This window comes from Butyrivibrio sp. MC2013 (assembly GCF_000424585.1).
In the GTDB taxonomy this organism is placed as follows: Bacteria; Bacillota; Clostridia; order Lachnospirales; family Lachnospiraceae; genus Butyrivibrio.
This window is the reverse complement of the sequence record NZ_KE384211.1, coordinates 266,632-285,311: the sequence shown is the minus strand read 5'-3', so window position 1 is coordinate 285,311 and position 18,680 is coordinate 266,632. Positions and strand designations below refer to the sequence as shown.

Below are 18,680 nucleotides of genomic sequence, written 5' to 3'. Positions count from 1 at the left end.
CTTTCCTTCCGTCCCCCTGCGGGGAACGCTGAGTATGCGGTCAGTCTGTCAGTCAGTCTGTCCGTCAATCAATATCTTTATAGCCATATATGGCAGAAAGGAGCAATTATGCAGAAAGACAAACAAATGGACATTATCGCTGATTATTACATGGCACTTGGGAAGTATTCCCCGAACGAGAAGTACAGTGAGAGCAATGTCAGGGTTTACACCTCACCGGATAGCGACTGTTGGCTTGTCCTTGAACGCAAGGGAGAGAATGCCATACAGGCACGCATGACGGACGAGACCGGAAAAATCATATCTTGGGACAACTACGAGGTGATGAATGTTGCCGTTAAGCAGATCGAGGCTATTCGGGTATCTGTCAGCGGACGCAGTGAGATACTGTTTACCCCCGCAGAACTGAGGGTAATTGAACGCTATGGAGACCTTGACCGGAATACCACGAGAGGCAAGCTTGATATCCTGCTTGAAAGGTTCAAGGACGATGGCACAAAGAAGAGCGCACAGGCGGTTATTGATAAGCTTGGGAGGATATCGGATAAGTCCTATGCAGATCTTTATTCCGTCAGACAGCGGAAGATGGAAAATGAGAAAGAGTTTAGCATGGAAAACCGCTTTAAGGTGGCACGAGAAAAGGCGGAGAAACACAATGCAGAGGTCAAGAACCTTGTCGTGGAGAGAAGAAAGGGAAAGGGGATCGTGCTATGAGGCTAACCCGATATGAGCAGGAAACAATCATCAACTTCAATGCCGGAGATCAGACCGCCACCCTTTACACCCGTGATCCTGCCATTATGAGAAAAATTGATGCGTTAGTTATCGAGTTTCCCGACATATATAAGTGCATAGGCGAAACAGACATCGACAAGACGTATGAAATGCCTAAATCTGCCGTTAGTTATCGTAAGCCGAGAAAGATAAGCAATGATACACGCAAGAAAATGAGGCAAAGAATGCGTAAAATCAATGGAACGTGACTTATAGTCGATTGACTTATAGTCTACAAACAAATATAGTTTATCATAGTTTGGAGGCTTGTAGTATGATCGAAAAATACGTGGGAGAAAAGATAAGAGAACTTCGTAAAAACGCTTCGCTTACGCAGGAAGAGTTGGCGTTTAAGTCTGGTCTTGATCGCACATATATTGCAAGCGTAGAAGCAGGGCACAGAAATATATCTATAAAAAACCTTGATAAGATAACGCAGTCGTTAGGATGTACACTGTCGGAATTGTTCGAGGATTACGAGGTGAAATAAGACGATGAGCAAATATGTATTAGGGACAATTGAAGCATCAGAACAGTTGATAAAGGACTTGTACATCAACTTAAGAAATGAAGTAAATGCATGGTCTAAGATTACTTGTCAGACACCGCAGGCAAGAATGGGATACATTGGTCAGCATTTGGTAAGTGTTGTTACAGGTTATCCAGGGGGCAAATCGGGAGCCCGGGGATATGACTTGGTTATGGATAACGGTGATTACGGCGAAATCAAGACATGTTATCGTGTTGATCAGCTTGGAGCATGTGGGGATTGTGGTGCTGTCGTATCAAGTTTGGAAAAAGAGTGTTCAAGTTGCGGATCAAAAAATATTATTAGAAAAGATGATTCAAAGTGGTTGATAGGAATTCAGCATGATCAAGAGTTTTCTGAGATATCTGATCCTAAAAGTTATTACTTTGTTTTATTCGAGTTTGAAGATATTAAGGATTATGATAATGACAATATCATAGCTTCGATATGGGAAGTGGATCCGAAATGCAAAGGGTTTATGTATTGCATGATTGACTACTATTTCAATATCCGAGCAAAATCAAAATCTAAGGCACCGTTTAATATGTGGCCCTACAATTTAAAGTTTGAAATCACAAATCCCAAGCTCATTTACAGATCGGTAATATATAGTGATGGAAAAATTGAAACGAAGATATTTCCGACATTGAAAAACGGATATATTGATGAACTTAAACCAATGCCGTCGTATTCTTCAGCAACTACATTAACACCTGAGAATATATCATCGGTCATAAAAAAAATATCTCCGAGTGCATCGGTTTCAGGAAGCAAGAAAGAATTGCTTGAAAGGCTTGAAAATCTTAGAAGAGAAAAGAAAATCGGAAATAAAGAATTGTGCGATATGTTAGCGGATGCAATCTACTATCCATATATCGAAATACAGAAGGATAAGATACCAGAGCATCTGTTTACATACTTCAAGAAAATATCTGATATTAAGTAATGAAAAAACATCCCGCCCGAATCAAATCGGGAGGGATGTTTGCATATACTGTAATCTTTCAAGAGATTTGCTATAGTATTCATCGTCTATTTCAAATCCTAAGTATTTACGATTATGGTTAAGAGCAGCTTCAGCAGTTGTTCCACTTCCCATGAAGGGATCAAGAATCAGATCACCTTCGTTACTGCTTGCCAAAACTAATCGCTCAATCAACTTCAGTGGTTTCTGAGTAGGATGAAATCGCGCTTTTTCTCCATAGAAGTTTATATCATCCCATACGTCAGTTATTCCGAGTTGTGCGTTATAAGTTTGTGAGAGTTTATCATACGGGATATTAAAATCAAGTATTTTTTCAAGCTTGTGCCATAATTCTTCGGTGGGTAATTGTTTACAAACATTTTTACCGGTATAAATACTCCACATACCCCCACCATTGGATTTTACGCCAAGAGCTTCGTTAATCTCTTTAGCAGTAAGACCTAATTCTTTTTGACGCTGTTTTAGGAATTGCTTAACAAAAGGTTTACTGTCTTTGTAAAGAAAAAGGATGCTTTCGGTAACATTGGGGAACATCTTATAGTTCTTCGTAGCACGTCCGGATACTGCTTGCATACCTTTGTTGAGGATAAGTTGCTGCCGCAATTCCAATCCGCATTCTTCAAGAATAGGAAGCAAGCGACTAAGCATTCTAAAATACCCAAAAAGATAAAAGGATCCTCCTTTTCGGAGGACACGGGAGGCTTCGCTAAACCACTGTTTTGACCACTCAATATAGTCTTCTTCGGTTCTCCATTTGTAATCCCATTTTTCACCAATAACCTTGAAATATGGGGGATCGGCTATGATTAAATCAATGGACTCATCTTCGAGCTTATCTTTCATGCCCGAAATGCAGTCCATTTTGTATATTACATTCTCATCCATTCTTGACACCTCTAATGTAGATTATAAGTAACATTATATATATTTTCGGATGATTGTCAAGAGTAGTATTCATGCATATTTAAACTTGTTCATCTGACGGTAACGAATGATTATTTTATTTCATCGATATCGTCTTTTTTTATCAGTAAATCGCCGGAAACGGCACACAAAGAAAGGAGATTTTCAAAATGGAAGAACAGAAAAAAAAGACAAAGGTTGATCGTGCGGCACGGAAAGTGAAGCAGGCACAAGCGGAGTACAGAAAGGCAGTCCGTGAGCAGAAAAAGCAGGAGCGAAAAGTTCAGGATCGACACAAGTATATGATGGGCGGTTGTGTGCAGAAATACTTCCCCGAAGGGCTTAATGTATTCGACTTCAACGAGCTTGAAATGAACCGGATCATATCTTGTGCGTTCAGTCTTAAGGATGTGAAAAACATGATCAACACCGTTATCAAGGAAAGACCGGATCCCGATGCAGAAAACGATGAAGAGGAGGTGGCAGATGATGAAGCCGAAAGTGATGATTCTGATGATGAAGAGTAGGTCGGTGCCGAGGGGGATTCCCGCACAGGTCTTTCACCGAGATTTTCTCGGTGCGCACAGATATACCACCAGAGGTGGTACTGCGCGTCCTGCCGGAGGCGTCCTGCGGACAGCTGTTGTCTGCCACGGGCAGCCAAGAGGGGAAGCTACACTTCCCCTCCGGTGTGCGAGGCACACCTACCCTATTGTATACTTTGCGTCTGATGAAGCTCTAAAAAGCAGAGCTTCACCATCCACAAAGTCTGCCCTGCCATCCTGTCACTATCGCAACCCGTCAAGGTGTAGGAAAGCGAGGTGTCGGCATGGCTGTTAAAAACATAAGTACCCGCATGAAGATATGCGGCAGGACGGCGAAGTGTACCGGAGGTCACTCTGCCGTTGAGCAGTCCGGTTATATCAGCCGAGAGATCATGTATTCCGAGTATGACGGCAAAACATATTATCCGAAGTATGCCGAGGACTTGGTGCATAATGAAGTATTGCTACCGGAGAATGCACCCGAGGAATTTAAGGATCCGAAAAACTTATGGAACTCTGTCGAGATGTTCGAGAAGAAAGATGATGCGCAGCTTGCAAGAACTTGGCGAATTGAACTTCCGAATAATTGGACATATAAGTTTGCAATCATGTTTTTGAGGGAGCTATGTAAGAGGTTGTTCGTTTCAAAAGGTATGTGCGTGCAGTTTGCCATCCATGATTCTGAAAATGATAAAGGTCAGCGCAATCTTCACGCTCATATTATGCTCACCATGCGGAGCATTGACGAACAGGGACATTGGATGCCAAAACAGAAGAAGGTTTATCTCACCGATGAGAACGGAGAGCGTATTCCTGTTATTGATGAAAAGACCGGACAACAGAAGGTTGATAAGCGTAACCGAAAGCTATGGAAGTGTACCACGATCAAGACCAACGATTGGGACGATAAGAAGTATGGAAAGTTGTGGAGAAAGGAACTGACGGATGCTATCAATTCTGCCAATGCAGAGCTTGGAATGACAGAGGATCATTGGGAGCATCGTTCATTCAAGGAGCAGGGACTTGATATCATACCCCAGATCCATCTTGGGGAAAAAGCAAGTGCCATGGAGCGTGCCGGAATTAAGACTATCCGAGGCGATATCAATCGGGACATCATAGCGAGAAATGCAATCATAAATGCTGCCCGTGCGGCATATGAAAAAGCCAAGGAAGAACTTGCGGAAGTTGTGGCTATTCCGGTCACTGTTATTAAGACATTCAAGAGTGAGATCGTTGATATGATCCGAAAGATGGCGGAGCGTAACAATAACCGTCTGACACTTCCCGTCATGAAGGGTAAGTTTATCGGTGCCGTTTCTGATCGTGCATCTTTGCAGGACAAGGCAAAAATGGAAGCATATGTGCAGAGCAAAGGTTGGACTACCTTTGATGCAATGCAGGCTGACAGGAAAGAAGTGAAAGCAAATTATGAAACGATGGAAAAGAACAGAAGCGTTATGACTGATCGTATGGCTTATCTTCAAAAGCTACTCGATTTTCATGATGAAACCTATGAGCCATATCACAAGATCAATGCTGAGTATTGGAAACTGAAAAAAGCCGAGGAAAAGAACGGAAAGCCACTTGGATTCTTCAAGAAGAGTCAGGCAGAGGAATATAAGAAACAGCATCAGTCACAGCTTAATAGTTTCAAAATGTATAAGAACGTGATGAAGGATATGATTGAGGAGCCGGACAAGAAGATTAAGCCGAAAGCATGGAGAGCGGAGCTTGAAGGCTTGCAGGAAAAGTATCGGCAGACAGAAAAGCCGATGTCTGATGCAATCATTAACCTTGCTAAGATGGAAGTACTCAGCTACAACAAGCGGTATCTTGAGCAAATGCTTCAGAACGAGCGCAATGAGAGGACGAAGAATCTCAGCAGAAATAATGATCGGTCACTGTAAAAATCAAAACAATAATGAGAAGAAAAGGCATGGTTATCATATAGATGATCGTGCCTTTATTTTTGGAGAGGAGGATTATGGAGAATACCGAACAGAAATACAATGCCGGAGGAACTTTTGAGACCACCATTGGCAAGACACAGTATGAAGTCGTAATGAACTTCAAGGAGGAAGGCATGAGTATGCAGGAAAAGGCTCTCAGAGTGGTAAAAGAGGGAGCTTCCGAGGATAGTAAGCCTGCGTGATTTTATGCAAATGACACCATTTTGGTCTTGACAAAACTCATCCAAAGGGAAGCGTGGTTCTTGAATGTGGCAATGCACTTTTGAAGAAGGGGTATCGAATTAAAATCTTCAATACCATTAACTTTAACAAGAGTATGCATTACAATCCTTTCGCGTATATTCATAGTGAGAAGGACATCCTAAAGCTTGTAACTACGTTGATAGCCAACACTAAAGGTGAAGGAAAAGGCGGAGATGAGTTCTGGGAAAAAGCCGAGAAATTGCTGTATTCAGCGCTTATAGGATACATCCATTATGAGGCTCCGATAGAGGAACAGAACTTCACAACACTTCTTGAAATGATCAACGCAATGGAGGTCAGAGAAGATGATGAGGAGTTCAAAAACGCAGTCGATATGCTCTTTGAAGAGCTGGAAGAAAAAGATCCAAATCATTTTGCAGTTCGCCAATATAAGAAATACAAATTGGCAGCTGGAAAGACAGCTAAGTCAATCCTTGTAAGCTGTGGTGCCAGACTGGCTCCATTCGATATCAAGGAGCTTCGAGAGATTACAGCTTATGATGAATTACAACTGGATACGATAGGTGATAAGAAGACGGCGTTGTTTTTGATTATGTCAGATACAGACGCCACTTTTAATTTCCTGATATCTATGGTGTATACACAGCTGTTTAATCTCCTTTGTGAGAAGGCTGATGATGTTTACGGCGGAAGGCTTCCGGTCCATGTAAGGTGCCTTGTAGATGAGTGCGCCAATATCGGACAGATCCCTAACCTGGAGAAGCTGGTTGCAACCATCCGATCCCGTGAGATTAGTGCCTGCCTAGTGCTTCAGGCAAAGTCACAGCTTAAGGCGATCTACAAAGATAATGCTGATACCATTATCGGTAACATGGATTCACAGATCTTCCTTGGTGGAACTGAAAAGACAACGCTAAAGGATCTCACAGAGATTCTCGGCAAGGAAACCATTGATATGTACACCACAGGAAATACCAAGGGCTCTCAGGAGTCTTACAATATGAATTACCAGAAGCTTGGCAAAGAGCTGATGAGCATGGATGAGCTTGCAGTTATGGATGGCAGTAAATGTATCGTGCAGGTGAGAGGTGTGAGACCTTTTCTTTCAGATAAGTATGACCTGACAAAGCATCCAAACTATCCGCTGACTGCAGATTATGACAAGAAGAACTGGTTTGACATTGAGAAATATCTTAACAGAAAGCTTGTCCTACATCCAAATGATGAATACGAAGTATTTAACGATGCCTAGGCTAATGGAGTATAAGAGAAGAAATTTTTCACTGACATTTTTAAAATTCATCCCGTATAATTGAGGATGAGTTATTTAACTTATATTTAATATATTCGCTGGAGGAATGAGATTCATGAAATTTGCTATGTTACTGTGGAGTTTTGGATTTTTTGAGTAACTACCATATCTTTTAAATAACAGAATCAATGTAGCAAAGGAGATTATAGATATGGAATTTAATAAAGTTATTCAGAAGAGAGAGTCTGTTCGTAAGTATAGCGATACAAAGCCAACAGAAGATCAAGTGAAATATATTCTAGAAGCAGGGCGCTTAGCACCAACAGCTTTTAATAAACAACCACAACGAGTGTATATACTAAAAAGTGGAGAAGCTCTTCAGAAGATGGACAGTGTTCATCCATGCCGTTATGGAGCACCGATGGTAATTCTAGTATGTTCCGATAAAAATGCTGCAAGTAATTTTCAGGGTGGAAATAGCTATTTGACAGATGGTGTTATTGCAGCAACACATATGATGCTGGCAGCAACAGATATAGGATTGGATACATGTTGGGCTGGAGTGAATGACGTTCTTAAAACACAGAATGTTTTTGATTTGCCAGAAAACATCTATCCTATTTGTTTCCTGGATTTGGGATTTCGCGCTAGCGATTTCAAAGGTGTATCTAGCGATAAAAAAAGAAATCCAATTGATTCAATGGTAACTATTTTATAAAAAATTGCGGCGTAGCCCTAGTGCGATTGTAAAGCAGGAGTCATAACCTGCCGCCGTATTTACTCCTGTAGAGGAGTATAGCGGAAGATTCCGCGTTAATTAATGCAGCGCTGTGCCGGAAAAGTCACTGCAGAAGACATCCGGCTTACAACTGAATATGGAACTTTTTTCAAGGGTAATTAACTAGAGTCACGGCCTGATCAGCCATGGCTCTTTTTTAATGCCCGCAACTACAAACAATCAATTTTTTTAATCACAAGGAGGATTTTATTATGGCATTTTTCAACTCAGCAGTAGGTGTACTTCAGACACTCGTTATCGCACTTGGTGCAGGTCTTGGAATTTGGGGTGTTGTAAACCTCATGGAGGGATATGGCAATGACAACCCTGGAGCTAAGTCACAGGGCATGAAGCAGCTCATGGCCGGTGGTGGAGTTGCCCTCATCGGTACTACTCTCGTTCCACTTCTTTCCGGACTTTTCTAATCCGGCCTATCACCAACAAAAAATCAGGAGGGGCAGTGTAACAAGCTGCCCTTCCCTGAGAAAGGAGGCAATCGTTGGAAAGTTTGTTAGAAAAACTGACTGATTGGCTCAAAGACATGCTGGTAGGTGGGATTATGGATAACCTCACATCTACATTTTCAACCTTGAATCAGAAGATTGGAGAAGTAACAGCACAGGTGGCACAGACTCCGGATCAGTTCCAGCCCACGGTTTATAACCTCATCAGGAACCTGTCGGAGAATGTGATTCTACCCATAGCAGGAATCATCCTTACGTTTATTGCCTGCTATGAACTGATACAGCTGGTCATCGCTCACAATAACCTGGCAAACTTTGAAACCTGGATCTTTTTCAAGTGGGTATTCAAGACCTTTGTAGCAGTAACGCTGATTACAAATACCTTTAATATCACCATGGCAGTCTTTGACGTAGCACAACATGTGGTCAGTCAATCGGGATCGCTTATCGCCGGAAGTACCGCAGTGGACGGTTCAACTCTGGCAACCATGCAAAGCACATTAGAAGCAATGGATGTGGGGCCGCTATTTGGCATATTCCTACAGTCCTTTGCAGTGAAGTTCTTATTTGAGATTTTATCGATTCTGATCTGGGCTATTGTTTATGGTCGAATGATAGAGATTTACCTGACCATTAGCCTTGCTCCGATTCCATTTGCGACTTTTGGCAATAGAGAACAGAGCATGATTGGACAGAACTATTTGAGATCCCTTTTTGCTCTTGGTTTCCAGGGATTCTTAATCATGGTATGCGTAGCAATCTATGCAGCCCTGGTTCAGACAGTTTCATTTTCATCGGATATCATGGGTTCTTTGTGGAATGTCCTTGGTATCACATTACTTCTTGCATTCACCTTGTTTAAGACAGGTTCTATTGCAAGATCTGTATTCCACGCACATTAAGGAGGAAAAGAAATGGCATCTTATATTCCGGTGCCTCGTGATCTCACGAAGGTAAAGAGTAAAGTGGCATTCAACCTCACCAAGCGTCAGCTCATCTGCTTCTGTATAGCTGCAGCTATTGGTGTTCCTACCTTTTTCCTTTTGAAAAAGATCGGAGACTCAACCTTTGCAGCTATGGGCATGATGATTGTAATGATGCCGCTGTTTTTCTTTGCAATGTATGAAAAGAACGGACAGCCGCTTGAGGTATTCTTGCATCACTTTATTCAGGCAACATTTATCAGGCCGAAGATCAGGCCTTACAAAACAGATAATTATTACGCTGCCCTGATGAGGCAGGAGAAAGCAGAGAAGGAGGTAGAAAAAATTGTTTCTGAAAGCGAAAAAAAGAGACATCGCAATGCCGGCAGGGTTATCGAAAGCAGACCAGAAAAGAGTAAGAGCCGTCATCAAAGAAGCTCAGAAAAATGATGGTGTTCCCAGAACAGCTCAGCAGAGCATTCCTTTTGACAGGATGTTTAAGGATGGCATTTGCAGAATAGGCAGCGATTATTATACAAAGACGATTCAGTTTCAGGATATCAATTATCAGCTGGCACAGCAGGAGGATCAGACAGAGATTTTTGAGGAGTGGTGCAGCTTCCTGAATTTCTTTGACAGCTCGGTTCACTTTGAACTCAGCTTCATGAACATGGCTACGGATGCTGAGAAGTTTGAAAAGTCCATTGCCATACCACATCAGAACGATAGCTTTAATGAAGTAAGGGATGAGTATACCGGCATGTTAAAGCGTCAGATGGAAGCTGGTAACAACGGTCTTACCAAGACCAAGTATTTATCCTTTGGAATTCATGCAGAGTCTATGAAAGCAGCAAAACCGAGACTTATTCATATCGAGATGGATCTTCTTAACAACTTTAAGAGACTTGGTGTTCAGGCAAATACGCTAAACGGCGCAGAACGCTTAGAGCTGATTCACCAGCAGTTTCATATGGGAGATGATGAGAAGTTCTTCTTCGACTGGAAATGGCTTGTGGGAAGCGGCCTTTCTGTAAAAGACTTTGTTGCACCTGCAGGACTTAATTTCAAAAACGGCAGATTATTCCAAATGGGAAATCTCTATGGAGCCATGAGCTTCTTAAGCATCACAGCGTCTGATATCTCAGACAGAATGCTTGCAGATTTCCTTGGTATGGAGTCTAGTCAGATTGTGACAATGCATGTGCAGTCAGTAGATCAGACTGAGGCGATTAAAACGGTAAAACATACCATTACAGAACTTGATCGAAGCAAGATAGAGGAGCAGAAGAAGGCTGTAAGAGCCGGTTATGATATGGACATTATTCCATCAGACCTTGCAACTTATGGTAAGGATGCAAAAGCACTCTTAAAGGAATTGCAGAGTCAGAATGAGCGTATGTTTCTTTTGACATTCCTGGTACTCAATACCGGAAAGACAGAGCAGGAGCTTGAGAACAATGTGTTCCAGGCAAATTCCATTGCTCAGAAGCATAATTGTAATCTGGTAAGACTTAATTTCCAGCAGGAGCAGGGGCTTATGAGCTCCCTTCCACTTGCTTACAACGAGATCGAAATCCAGCGTGGAATGACTACAAGCTCCACAGCTATTTTTGTTCCATTTACAACGCAGGAATTATTCCAGGCAGGAGATGAGGCTTTATACTATGGCTTGAATGCTCTTTCCAATAACCTGATTATGGTGGACAGAAAGAAGCTTAAGAACCCTAACGGTCTTATCCTTGGTACACCTGGTGCCGGTAAATCGTTCTCGGCAAAAAGAGAAATCGCAAATGCGTTTCTTGTTACAGATGATGATGTTATCATCTCAGATCCTGAGTCAGAGTACAGTGCTCTGGTAAAAAGATTTGGAGGTCAGGTCATTAAGATTAGCCCTACCAGCAGTCAGTACATCAATCCGATGGATATCAATATGAACTACTCGGATGATGATAATCCGATTGCTCTTAAGGCAGATTTTATCCTGTCTTTGTGCGAGCTTATTGTTGGTGGAAAGGAAGGACTTAAGCCTGTTGAGAAGACTGTTATTGACCGTTGTATTCATCAGATTTATCAGCAGTATTTCCTGAACCCTGTTCCTGAGAACATGCCTTTACTTGAGGACCTTTACAATGCGCTATTGAAGCAGGATGAGCCGGAAGCTAAGAATGTGGCAACAGCCCTTGAAATCTACGTTACAGGTTCTTTGAATGTGTTTAATCACAGAACCAACGTGGATATTACCAACAGACTTGTATGCTATGACATCAAAGACCTTGGAAAGCAGCTGAAGAAAATCGGAATGCTGGTTGTTCAGGATCAAGTCTGGGGCAGAGTTACAGAGAATAGAAGCCAGGGTAAATCCACCAGATACTACATGGATGAGATGCACCTTCTTCTTCGTGAGGAGCAGACAGCAGCCTATACCGTAGAAATCTGGAAGCGTTTCAGAAAGTGGGGCGGTATTCCAACCGGTATTACCCAGAACGTAAAGGACTTACTTGCTTCTAAGGAAGTTGAGAATATCTTTGAAAACTCTGATTTTATCTATATGTTGAATCAGGCGGTAGGAGATCGAGCTATCCTTGCCAAGCAGCTGAATATCAGCCCTCATCAGCTCTCGTATGTCACACATTCGGGAGAAGGTGAAGGGCTTTTATTTTATGGCAATGTCATCCTTCCATTTGTGGATCGTTTCCCTAAGGATTTGGAACTCTATCGTATTATGACCACCAAGCTTGATGAGGTGGCACAGTCTCAGGAGGAGAGCTAAATGAATGAAGAGAAAAAGCTTACGAAAGAAAAGCCACGGAAGAGAGCCTCCGGTAGATATCAGAAGAAGAGCCAGGGTGAGAAGCTGAAAAGCGAAACTGCTGCTAAGAAGGCTTATGGAAAGAAGTTCCGCCATGGCAAAAAGAACCTGGAGCTTACAGCAGAGGAAAAGAAAAAGATTAAAAAGCTTCAGGTTCAAGGGCGGCATAAAATCCGCCGTGAGGTAGCTGAAAATGTATCTGTTCATCGTCAGATTGACAGAACGAATGAAGATCAGAATGTGGGTACAGAGGCTTTGAATAAGACTACAGCGACTGCTGAAAATACAGCAAGAACACTTCATCAGAGCCGGTATTCTAAAAAGCTTCAGAAGGATGTCAAAAAGTCAGCTGAGGAGACTACTTCCACTAAGGCAGTTCAAAAGAATTACATGAAAAAGGAATTCCAGAGAGCTGCTTATAAGAAATCACAGAAGGAAGCAGCTAACCAGGTTGGAAGCATCTCGAAGAAATTTGTCGATAAGGCAGAAGACCTGGTTGGCAGATTTGCAGAATGGATTCGTGAGAAGATCATGGATAATCCATTAGTAATTATCATGGCACTTGTGATTCTTATTCTGATTTTGATGCTTTCCGGCAGTGCCGGTCTTGCAGGAGGAATGCTTGGTTCCTTTAGTGATACTACAGTAGCTACTTCCTATACAGCGGATGACGATGATATTAAGGCTGTAGAGCAGGATTATAAGAGTAAGGAGTCAGACCTGCAGACGCAGGTAAATAACATTCCTACAACGTATCCCGGCTATGATGAGTATCGTTATAATCTGGCTGAAATCAATCATAATCCTTATCAGCTGGCAGCTCTTTTGACAGTACTGTATGAGGATTATACGCAGGCAGAAGTGGAAGCTAAGCTTACAGAAATCTTCAATGCACAGTATAAGCTTACGACCAGGGAAGTCATTGAAAAGAAAACCAGAACAGAAAGAAGAACCGGTCATTATACAGATGAGAATGGGAATGTTCATTCCTACACTTATACGGTGGAAGTTGAGTATGACTGGCATGTACTTGTGACAACCCTTACCAACAGCACTATGGATTCTGTTGTAAGAAATATGGGGCTGACTGAGGATCAGATGAGCCGTTATGAGCTTCTGTTAGAAACAAGAGGCAACAAGGCTTATCTATTTGAGGGTGATCCTTATTCCAATCCTGATCCAGGTGAGTATCAGGACTATGATATTCCACCGGAAGCTCTTACAGATACCAGATTCGCCAATATGATTCGAGAGGCAGAAAAGTATCTTGGCTATCCATATGTGTGGGGAGGAAGCAGCCCAAGTACCAGCTTTGACTGTTCAGGTTTTGTAAGCTACGTCATCAATCACTGTGGTAATGGATGGAGCTATGGTAGACAGACTGCTGATGGACTTCTGAATAATTGCTGTACTAGGGTTTCAAAACAGGATGCGAAACCTGGAGATCTTATTTTCTTCCAGGGAACCTATGATACGGCAGGAGCCAGCCATGTAGGAATCTATGTTGGTAATGGCATGATGATTCATTGCGGCAACCCGATTCAGTACACATCCATCAATACAAATTATTGGCAAAATCACTTTTATACATTTGGAAGAATTAAAAACTAGGAGGAAACAGCATGTTTGAGAAATTAGATAAGCTTCGTGAAGAAGTCAGGCGCTGTGAAAAGCGTAGAGATGAAGCCAATGAGCGATTAAAAGCAGCTCAGGCAAAATTAAAGGATGCAGAGGCTAGTCAGATTTTATCTGATGTAGGTGCTTTGAAGCTTTCTCCGGAAGAGGTGGCAAAGCTTTTACAGCTTGCAGCATCTGGACAGCTTTCTGTTCCAACAGCTGAGAATAAGACGGAAAACACAACTACTGAAGCAACGTCATCAATCTATGGCGATGATGACAGTGATGATAATAAGGAGGAATCAGAGGATGAAGATTACTAAATTAAATAAGCGACTTACTGGAGCTGTGGCATGTGCTGCAGCTCTTTTTATAGGGATGACTCCCATGACAGCCTTTGCGCATACAGGTCCTGAAGCGGAATGTACCTGTGAGACGAAATGCAGTGAAGACTCTGTAAATGAAGAGTGTCCTGTATGCAAAGAGGATATTTCTATCTGCCAGGGCGAAGAGAAGCCTGCGGAGCCTGAGGAAAAGGAAGAAGAGAAAATGGGGCCTCTTACACCGGATGGAAATCTGACTTTGGTAGATGATTATGGTTCGGTGGAAGCTGGTGGCAAGCAGTTTATTACTGTTGTTACCAAGAAGGGGAATTACTTCTATATCATCATTGACCGTGATGATAACGGCACTGAAACCGTTCATTTCTTGAATATGGTTGATGAAGCAGATCTCTTGGCGTTAATGGATGAGGATGAGCAGAAAGCTCTTCAGGAATCTTTAGAGAGCGCGGAAAAAGAGGAAGCTACAAAGGAAACAGTTGAAGAGACTGAGACCACACCAGAACCTGAGGTTAAGGAAGAAAAGAAGAAACCGTCAGTTGGTCCAGCAGCTATTGTGGCACTTATTATTTTCCTCGGTGCAGGTGGATACATGGGATTTAAGTACTTGAAGGAAAAGAAGCCTAAGAAGGTACAGGCATCACCTGATCCTGATGAAGATTACTTAGAGGATGAAGAGGACGATTATCTTGAAGATGCAGAAGAGGAATCAAATGAAGAGATTCCTGAGGCTGACGAAGATACATCGGAAGAATCTGATTCTGATGATGAGTAATTGAATAATTGATTCTAAAGGGCAGTCCATAAAGGCTGCCCTGATTTGTTTTGGAGGACAAGTTATGGCAAGAAAATCAAGATATATGGGTTACGTGGAAGGCTTGGAACAGATGAAAGCCAAGCATGAGAAACGTAGAAAAATCGAAAAGGAAAAGTCTCTTACCAGGAAACTGAATCAGTACAAGAAGGAGGTGAGGGAGAATGGGTAAGACCACAAATTTTGATCCTGAGAAGGCAGCTGAGCAGCGAAAAGCTGAAATGAAGGATATTACAGAGAAGCTGGAAAAGGGTGTGCAGGATGTCTTTGGCTCAGAGCAGTTTCAAAACCTACTGGACACCATGGCGAAGTTTCCGCATTACTCGGTGAATAACAATATCCTCATTATGATGCAAAAGCCTGACGCAACACTGGTTCAATCCTATACCGGATGGAAGAAGATGGGACGATTTGTAAAGAAGGGTGAGAAGGGAATCCGTATCCTTGCTCCGGCTCCTTTTAAGTTGGAAAAAGAACAGGAAAAACTAGATGAGGCCGGCAAAGTCATTCTTGATAAAGATGGCGAAGCTGTAAAGGAAAAGGTTGAAATCAACCTGACTGCTTTTAAGCCAGTTAGTACTTTTGATGTTTCTCAGACAGAGGGCGAGCCACTTCCTACCATTGGTGTAGATGAGCTTACCGGAAGTGTGGAAGGATATCAGACATTCTTTGAAGCAATCAAGGCAGCAAGTCCTGTGCCTATCGGATTTGAAGATATCAAGTCAGGTACCAAGGGCTATTTTCACGTTGAGGACAATCGCATTGCTATCAATAACGGGATGAGTGAGATCCAGACAGTAAAGACTGCAATTCATGAAATGGCTCATGCCAAGCTTCATAACCTGGAAGCCCAGAAAGATAATAAGCAATCCAAAAACAGTAAAGAGGTTGAAGCGGAGAGTGTTGCTTATACCGTTTGTCAGCATTATGGAATTGATACTTCTGATTACAGCTTTGCTTATGTTGCAACTTGGTCTCAGGGTAAAGAGATGCCTGAGTTAAAAGAATCACTTAATACGATTCGTGAGGCAGCAGCTGATCTTATTACAAAGATTGATGCGAAAGTACAGGAGCTTACAGCTGAGAAGGAACCTATCAGTTTCTATGTAGCTGAGTGCGGTGAGTTTCATTCCATGGGTGAATTCCATGAGAACCTGACCTTGCAGCAGGCAGTAGATATTTATAAGTCGATTCCGTCTGACAGGATGAATGGAGTAAAGACAATCGGTTTTGTCATTAATGATGATCAGCTTCTTGCTAATGAATATGACCTGGTTGTTGGCAACAGATTAAATATGCAGGAGATGAAAGATATCCTTCCTGATCTGGCTGCTCATCCACAGGTTGTAAAGGCAGCAGATGAAATAGCAAAGCTTATGCCTGAACTTGAAGGAACTGAGAAAGGTGCAGTAAAGGATGCAGAAAAAGAAGAATCCGTATCCAAAAAGATTAAGGAAAAGGCGAAGGCTGCAAGGCCTAAGAAAGCCAAAACATCAAAGAAGAAGGAGGAAGTTGCTATATGAAATTAGTGATTGCGGAGAAACCTTCGGTAGCTCAGTCCCTGGCGAAAGTCATTGGAGCAAATCAGAAAAAGGATGGATATCTTGAAGGTAATGGTTATATTGTCAGCTGGTGCGTAGGGCATCTAATCGAGCTGGCAAATCCGGAACATTATGATGAGAAATATAAGAAGTGGCGCAAGGAAGATTTACCGATTTTCCCTGCGCCATTTTCATATCAGGTAACTGCTTCCACGAAAAAGCAGTATCAGGTATTAAAGGATCTCATGAAGCGTTCTGATGTAGACAGCCTTGTAGAGGCAACTGATGCAGGGCGTGAAGGAGAGCTTATCTTTCGTCTTGTTTATAAGCAGGCAGGATGTAAAAAGCCGTTTGAGAGACTTTGGATTTCATCTATGGAAGATAAAGCAATCAAAGATGGTTTTGCTAATCTGAAGCCAAGTGCTGATTATGATGATCTCTATGAAGCTGCACTTTGCCGTGAACGTGCCGACTGGCTTGTTGGTATCAATGCTACAAGATTCTTTTCTACAGTCTACGGTCAGACTTTAAATGTTGGTCGTGTTATGACTCCAACACTTGCCATGATTGTAGAGCGTGAAGCTGAGATCAAGGGCTTTAAGCCTGAGAACTTCTATACTGTTCAGATGTTAGTATCCGGTGTTGCAGTTACCTCAAAACGCTTTAAACATAAGCAGGAGGCAGATGAACTTGTAGAGAAAATTAATGCAGCTGATAAGGCGAAAATTTCTAAAATGGAGACTACTACGAAAACTGAGAAGCCACCACTTCTTTATGATCTGACAAGTCTTCAGAGGGATGCCAATAAATATTATGGCTTTACTGCTCAGCAGACTCTCGACTATACCCAGAGTTTATATGAGAAGAAGCTTGTTACTTATCCAAGAACGGACAGCAGATATCTGACAGATGATATGGATGACAGTACAGCTCGTCTTTGCTGCCTGATGAAAGATAAATACGGATATACGAAGATGGTTCCTATTTCTACAAAGCAGGTTCTAAACAGCAGCAAAGTATCAGATCACCACGCGATTATTCCTACAGAAAATGTTTCGGATGCTGATTACTCAGAAATCCCATCCGGTGAACAAAAGATTCTTGGTCTTGTAACTGCAAGGCTTCTTTCTTCTGTTGGAGATCCGGCTGAGATTACAGAGTATGCCCTGGAAGTGGAATGTGCTGGTGAAGTTTTTAAGGCAAAGAGTAAGTGCATCACAAGTCCTGGCTGGCATCTATTGGAAGACTGGATTCTTGGAAAAAAGCAGGACGAGGAGGAAGAGGACTCCGGTAAAAAAGATGATGGTGGTTCACATGGTATTCTGGAAATCCTAGAAGCTGATGCATCTCTTTTAGCTGAAGGTCGTGAGCTTCCTGCCAGAGATCCTAAGGTAAAGGAAGGAAAGACTACACCTAAGAAACGATTTACCGAAGACTCGCTACTTTCTGCTATGGAATCGGCTGGTGCTAAAGATATGCCAGATGAAGTTGAACGTAAAGGGCTTGGTACTCCTGCAACAAGAGCCGGTGTTATTGAAAAGCTGGTTCGTATCGGTTTTGTAGAAAGACAGGGCAATAAGAAAACAAAATATCTAGTTCCAACAGAAAAGGGAACTTCTCTTATTACTGTCATGCCGGAACAGATTCAGTCGGCATCTATGACAGCTGAGTGGGAACAGAAACTTCTGGAAGTGGAAAAACAGGATATTGCATCGGAAGACTTTATGGCTGAGATCAAGGATATGATTGTTGATCTGATTGAAACTTATGAGCCTGTAAAGGGTGCAGATAAACTCTTTCCACCTCGTCAGTACAAACAGTATAAAAAGTATCCGAAGAAAGGAGCGTCCAGATGGCAAAGATGAAAAAAATCAGAAAATGGGATGAAGTCACAGGTAATGCAGTAGAGGAACAGATTCCTGAGTCCATTGATCCGATAGAGGATGTTGGTGCAGGCCCATCTATCAGCAGAAATCATATGCGCGGTATCGAGGATATGGTGGAACAGAATGATAATTCATTTGACGGAATCATCAATAATGTGCCTGTAGCTCCTGTGCCGGATTTTGCAGAAATCAATGAAAAGGCAGATCAGGAGGATATTATTGCAGATACCAAAGCTTCTGTGATGGAGAAGATAAAAGAGCAGCAGGAAAAAGTGAAGCTGGCTCCAATACCGGAACCTGAGAAGAAGACTCCTGTGATTTGTCCCTGCAGGGAGATGTAAT

At 42.2% G+C, this 18,680-nt stretch carries 20 protein-coding genes and 1 pseudogene; 20 read left to right on the top strand and 1 reads right to left on the bottom strand.

The features are described 5' to 3' along the window. Positions 1-108 precede the first annotated feature (108 nt). The 4 genes from G636_RS19785 to G636_RS18940 all read left to right on the top strand — a co-directional run bounded on the left by G636_RS19785 (position 109) and on the right by G636_RS18940 (position 2,249). Positions 109-714, top strand: a complete 606-nt coding sequence (locus tag G636_RS19785; RefSeq protein WP_026508824.1) for a hypothetical protein — start codon at positions 109-111, stop codon at positions 712-714. Then, a complete protein-coding gene (locus tag G636_RS0115640; RefSeq protein ID WP_026508823.1) occupies positions 711-983 on the top strand; it encodes a hypothetical protein in 273 nt (90 codons plus the stop codon). Before G636_RS19785 ends, G636_RS0115640 begins: the two co-directional genes overlap by 4 nt. Positions 984-1,048: 65 nt before the next feature. Further along, on the top strand, positions 1,049-1,264 hold the full coding sequence (locus G636_RS0115635; RefSeq protein ID WP_026508822.1) for a helix-turn-helix domain-containing protein: 216 nt from the start codon (positions 1,049-1,051) through the stop codon (positions 1,262-1,264). A gap of 4 nt (positions 1,265-1,268) precedes the next feature. Continuing rightward, positions 1,269-2,249: a MamI family restriction endonuclease gene (locus G636_RS18940; protein WP_051227076.1), complete on the top strand. Its 981-nt coding sequence runs from the start codon at positions 1,269-1,271 to the stop codon at positions 2,247-2,249. A gap of 21 nt (positions 2,250-2,270) precedes the next feature. Here the strand turns inward: G636_RS18940 and G636_RS0115625 are convergent, their stop codons facing one another. Continuing rightward, positions 2,271-3,173, bottom strand: a complete 903-nt coding sequence (locus tag G636_RS0115625) for a DNA-methyltransferase (protein WP_026508821.1) — start codon at positions 3,171-3,173, stop codon at positions 2,271-2,273. A 188-nt stretch (positions 3,174-3,361) separates the two neighbouring features. Between G636_RS0115625 and G636_RS0115620 the strand changes: the two genes are divergently transcribed. The 16 genes and pseudogenes from G636_RS0115620 (at position 3,362) to G636_RS0115545 (ending at position 18,679) form a co-directional block, all read left to right on the top strand. Beyond that, on the top strand, positions 3,362-3,718 hold the full coding sequence (locus G636_RS0115620) for a hypothetical protein (RefSeq protein WP_035779847.1): 357 nt from the start codon (positions 3,362-3,364) through the stop codon (positions 3,716-3,718). Positions 3,719-4,020: 302 nt separating this feature from the next. Then, on the top strand, positions 4,021-5,646 hold the full coding sequence (locus tag G636_RS0115615) for a MobA/MobL family protein (RefSeq protein ID WP_026508819.1): 1,626 nt from the start codon (positions 4,021-4,023) through the stop codon (positions 5,644-5,646). Between the two features lie 77 nt (positions 5,647-5,723). Next, complete coding sequence (locus G636_RS20425; protein WP_155832419.1) at positions 5,724-5,891, top strand: hypothetical protein; 168 nt, start codon at positions 5,724-5,726, stop codon at positions 5,889-5,891. Between the two features lie 35 nt (positions 5,892-5,926). Continuing rightward, positions 5,927-7,165 (top strand): annotated as a pseudogene (locus G636_RS18935) (VirD4-like conjugal transfer protein, CD1115 family); the annotation flags it as partial. A 211-nt stretch (positions 7,166-7,376) separates the two neighbouring features. After that, positions 7,377-7,883, top strand: a complete 507-nt coding sequence (locus tag G636_RS0115600; protein ID WP_004602782.1) for a nitroreductase family protein — start codon at positions 7,377-7,379, stop codon at positions 7,881-7,883. A gap of 272 nt (positions 7,884-8,155) precedes the next feature. Then, entirely contained in the window at positions 8,156-8,368 is a 213-nt protein-coding gene (locus G636_RS0115595; protein ID WP_004602781.1) for a Maff2 family mobile element protein, read from the top strand. Positions 8,369-8,442: 74 nt separating this feature from the next. Further along, entirely contained in the window at positions 8,443-9,309 is an 867-nt protein-coding gene (locus G636_RS0115590) for a VirB6/TrbL-like conjugal transfer protein, CD1112 family (protein WP_026508818.1), read from the top strand. A gap of 12 nt (positions 9,310-9,321) precedes the next feature. Further along, positions 9,322-9,780, top strand: coding sequence for a PrgI family protein (locus G636_RS0115585; protein WP_026508817.1), 459 nt, complete (start codon positions 9,322-9,324; stop codon positions 9,778-9,780). Further along, positions 9,710-12,100: a VirB4-like conjugal transfer ATPase, CD1110 family gene (locus tag G636_RS0115580; RefSeq protein ID WP_026508816.1), complete on the top strand. Its 2,391-nt coding sequence runs from the start codon at positions 9,710-9,712 to the stop codon at positions 12,098-12,100. The genes G636_RS0115585 and G636_RS0115580 overlap by 71 nt, the downstream gene beginning before the upstream one ends. Further along, positions 12,101-13,750: a C40 family peptidase gene (locus G636_RS18930; protein WP_051227075.1), complete on the top strand. Its 1,650-nt coding sequence runs from the start codon at positions 12,101-12,103 to the stop codon at positions 13,748-13,750. It begins immediately after the preceding gene. Between the two features lie 11 nt (positions 13,751-13,761). Further along, positions 13,762-14,079 carry a DUF4315 family protein gene (locus tag G636_RS0115570; protein ID WP_026508815.1) on the top strand — a complete coding sequence of 106 codons (318 nt, stop codon included), beginning with the start codon at positions 13,762-13,764 and terminating at the stop codon, positions 14,077-14,079. Next, positions 14,066-14,872, top strand: a complete 807-nt coding sequence (locus G636_RS0115565; RefSeq protein ID WP_035779843.1) for a DUF4366 domain-containing protein — start codon at positions 14,066-14,068, stop codon at positions 14,870-14,872. Before G636_RS0115570 ends, G636_RS0115565 begins: the two co-directional genes overlap by 14 nt. Positions 14,873-14,936: 64 nt before the next feature. Further along, positions 14,937-15,083 carry a hypothetical protein gene (locus G636_RS20420; protein ID WP_155832417.1) on the top strand — a complete coding sequence of 49 codons (147 nt, stop codon included), beginning with the start codon at positions 14,937-14,939 and terminating at the stop codon, positions 15,081-15,083. Beyond that, positions 15,076-16,434: an ArdC family protein gene (locus tag G636_RS19780; RefSeq protein WP_051227074.1), complete on the top strand. Its 1,359-nt coding sequence runs from the start codon at positions 15,076-15,078 to the stop codon at positions 16,432-16,434. Before G636_RS20420 ends, G636_RS19780 begins: the two co-directional genes overlap by 8 nt. Continuing rightward, positions 16,431-18,317, top strand: coding sequence for a DNA topoisomerase 3 (locus G636_RS18920; RefSeq protein ID WP_035779841.1), 1,887 nt, complete (start codon positions 16,431-16,433; stop codon positions 18,315-18,317). Before G636_RS19780 ends, G636_RS18920 begins: the two co-directional genes overlap by 4 nt. After that, complete coding sequence (locus tag G636_RS0115545) at positions 18,305-18,679, top strand: DUF4316 domain-containing protein (protein ID WP_026508813.1); 375 nt, start codon at positions 18,305-18,307, stop codon at positions 18,677-18,679. The genes G636_RS18920 and G636_RS0115545 overlap by 13 nt, the downstream gene beginning before the upstream one ends. The last annotated feature ends 1 nt before the right edge of the window (position 18,680 follow it).

Coding starts and splice junctions, on each gene's coding strand:
- G636_RS19785 (WP_026508824.1), top strand. CDS start 109: ATGCAGAAAGACAAACAAATGGACATTATCGCTGATTATTACATGGCA.
- G636_RS0115640 (WP_026508823.1), top strand. CDS start 711: ATGAGGCTAACCCGATATGAGCAGGAAACAATCATCAACTTCAATGCC.
- G636_RS0115635 (WP_026508822.1), top strand. CDS start 1,049: ATGATCGAAAAATACGTGGGAGAAAAGATAAGAGAACTTCGTAAAAAC.
- G636_RS18940 (WP_051227076.1), top strand. CDS start 1,269: ATGAGCAAATATGTATTAGGGACAATTGAAGCATCAGAACAGTTGATA.
- G636_RS0115625 (WP_026508821.1), bottom strand. CDS start 3,173: ATGGATGAGAATGTAATATACAAAATGGACTGCATTTCGGGCATGAAA.
- G636_RS0115620 (WP_035779847.1), top strand. CDS start 3,362: ATGGAAGAACAGAAAAAAAAGACAAAGGTTGATCGTGCGGCACGGAAA.
- G636_RS0115615 (WP_026508819.1), top strand. CDS start 4,021: ATGGCTGTTAAAAACATAAGTACCCGCATGAAGATATGCGGCAGGACG.
- G636_RS20425 (WP_155832419.1), top strand. CDS start 5,724: ATGGAGAATACCGAACAGAAATACAATGCCGGAGGAACTTTTGAGACC.
- G636_RS0115600 (WP_004602782.1), top strand. CDS start 7,377: ATGGAATTTAATAAAGTTATTCAGAAGAGAGAGTCTGTTCGTAAGTAT.
- G636_RS0115595 (WP_004602781.1), top strand. CDS start 8,156: ATGGCATTTTTCAACTCAGCAGTAGGTGTACTTCAGACACTCGTTATC.
- G636_RS0115585 (WP_026508817.1), top strand. CDS start 9,322: ATGGCATCTTATATTCCGGTGCCTCGTGATCTCACGAAGGTAAAGAGT.
- G636_RS0115580 (WP_026508816.1), top strand. CDS start 9,710: ATGCCGGCAGGGTTATCGAAAGCAGACCAGAAAAGAGTAAGAGCCGTC.
- G636_RS18930 (WP_051227075.1), top strand. CDS start 12,101: ATGAATGAAGAGAAAAAGCTTACGAAAGAAAAGCCACGGAAGAGAGCC.
- G636_RS0115570 (WP_026508815.1), top strand. CDS start 13,762: ATGTTTGAGAAATTAGATAAGCTTCGTGAAGAAGTCAGGCGCTGTGAA.
- G636_RS0115565 (WP_035779843.1), top strand. CDS start 14,066: ATGAAGATTACTAAATTAAATAAGCGACTTACTGGAGCTGTGGCATGT.
- G636_RS20420 (WP_155832417.1), top strand. CDS start 14,937: ATGGCAAGAAAATCAAGATATATGGGTTACGTGGAAGGCTTGGAACAG.
- G636_RS19780 (WP_051227074.1), top strand. CDS start 15,076: ATGGGTAAGACCACAAATTTTGATCCTGAGAAGGCAGCTGAGCAGCGA.
- G636_RS18920 (WP_035779841.1), top strand. CDS start 16,431: ATGAAATTAGTGATTGCGGAGAAACCTTCGGTAGCTCAGTCCCTGGCG.
- G636_RS0115545 (WP_026508813.1), top strand. CDS start 18,305: ATGGCAAAGATGAAAAAAATCAGAAAATGGGATGAAGTCACAGGTAAT.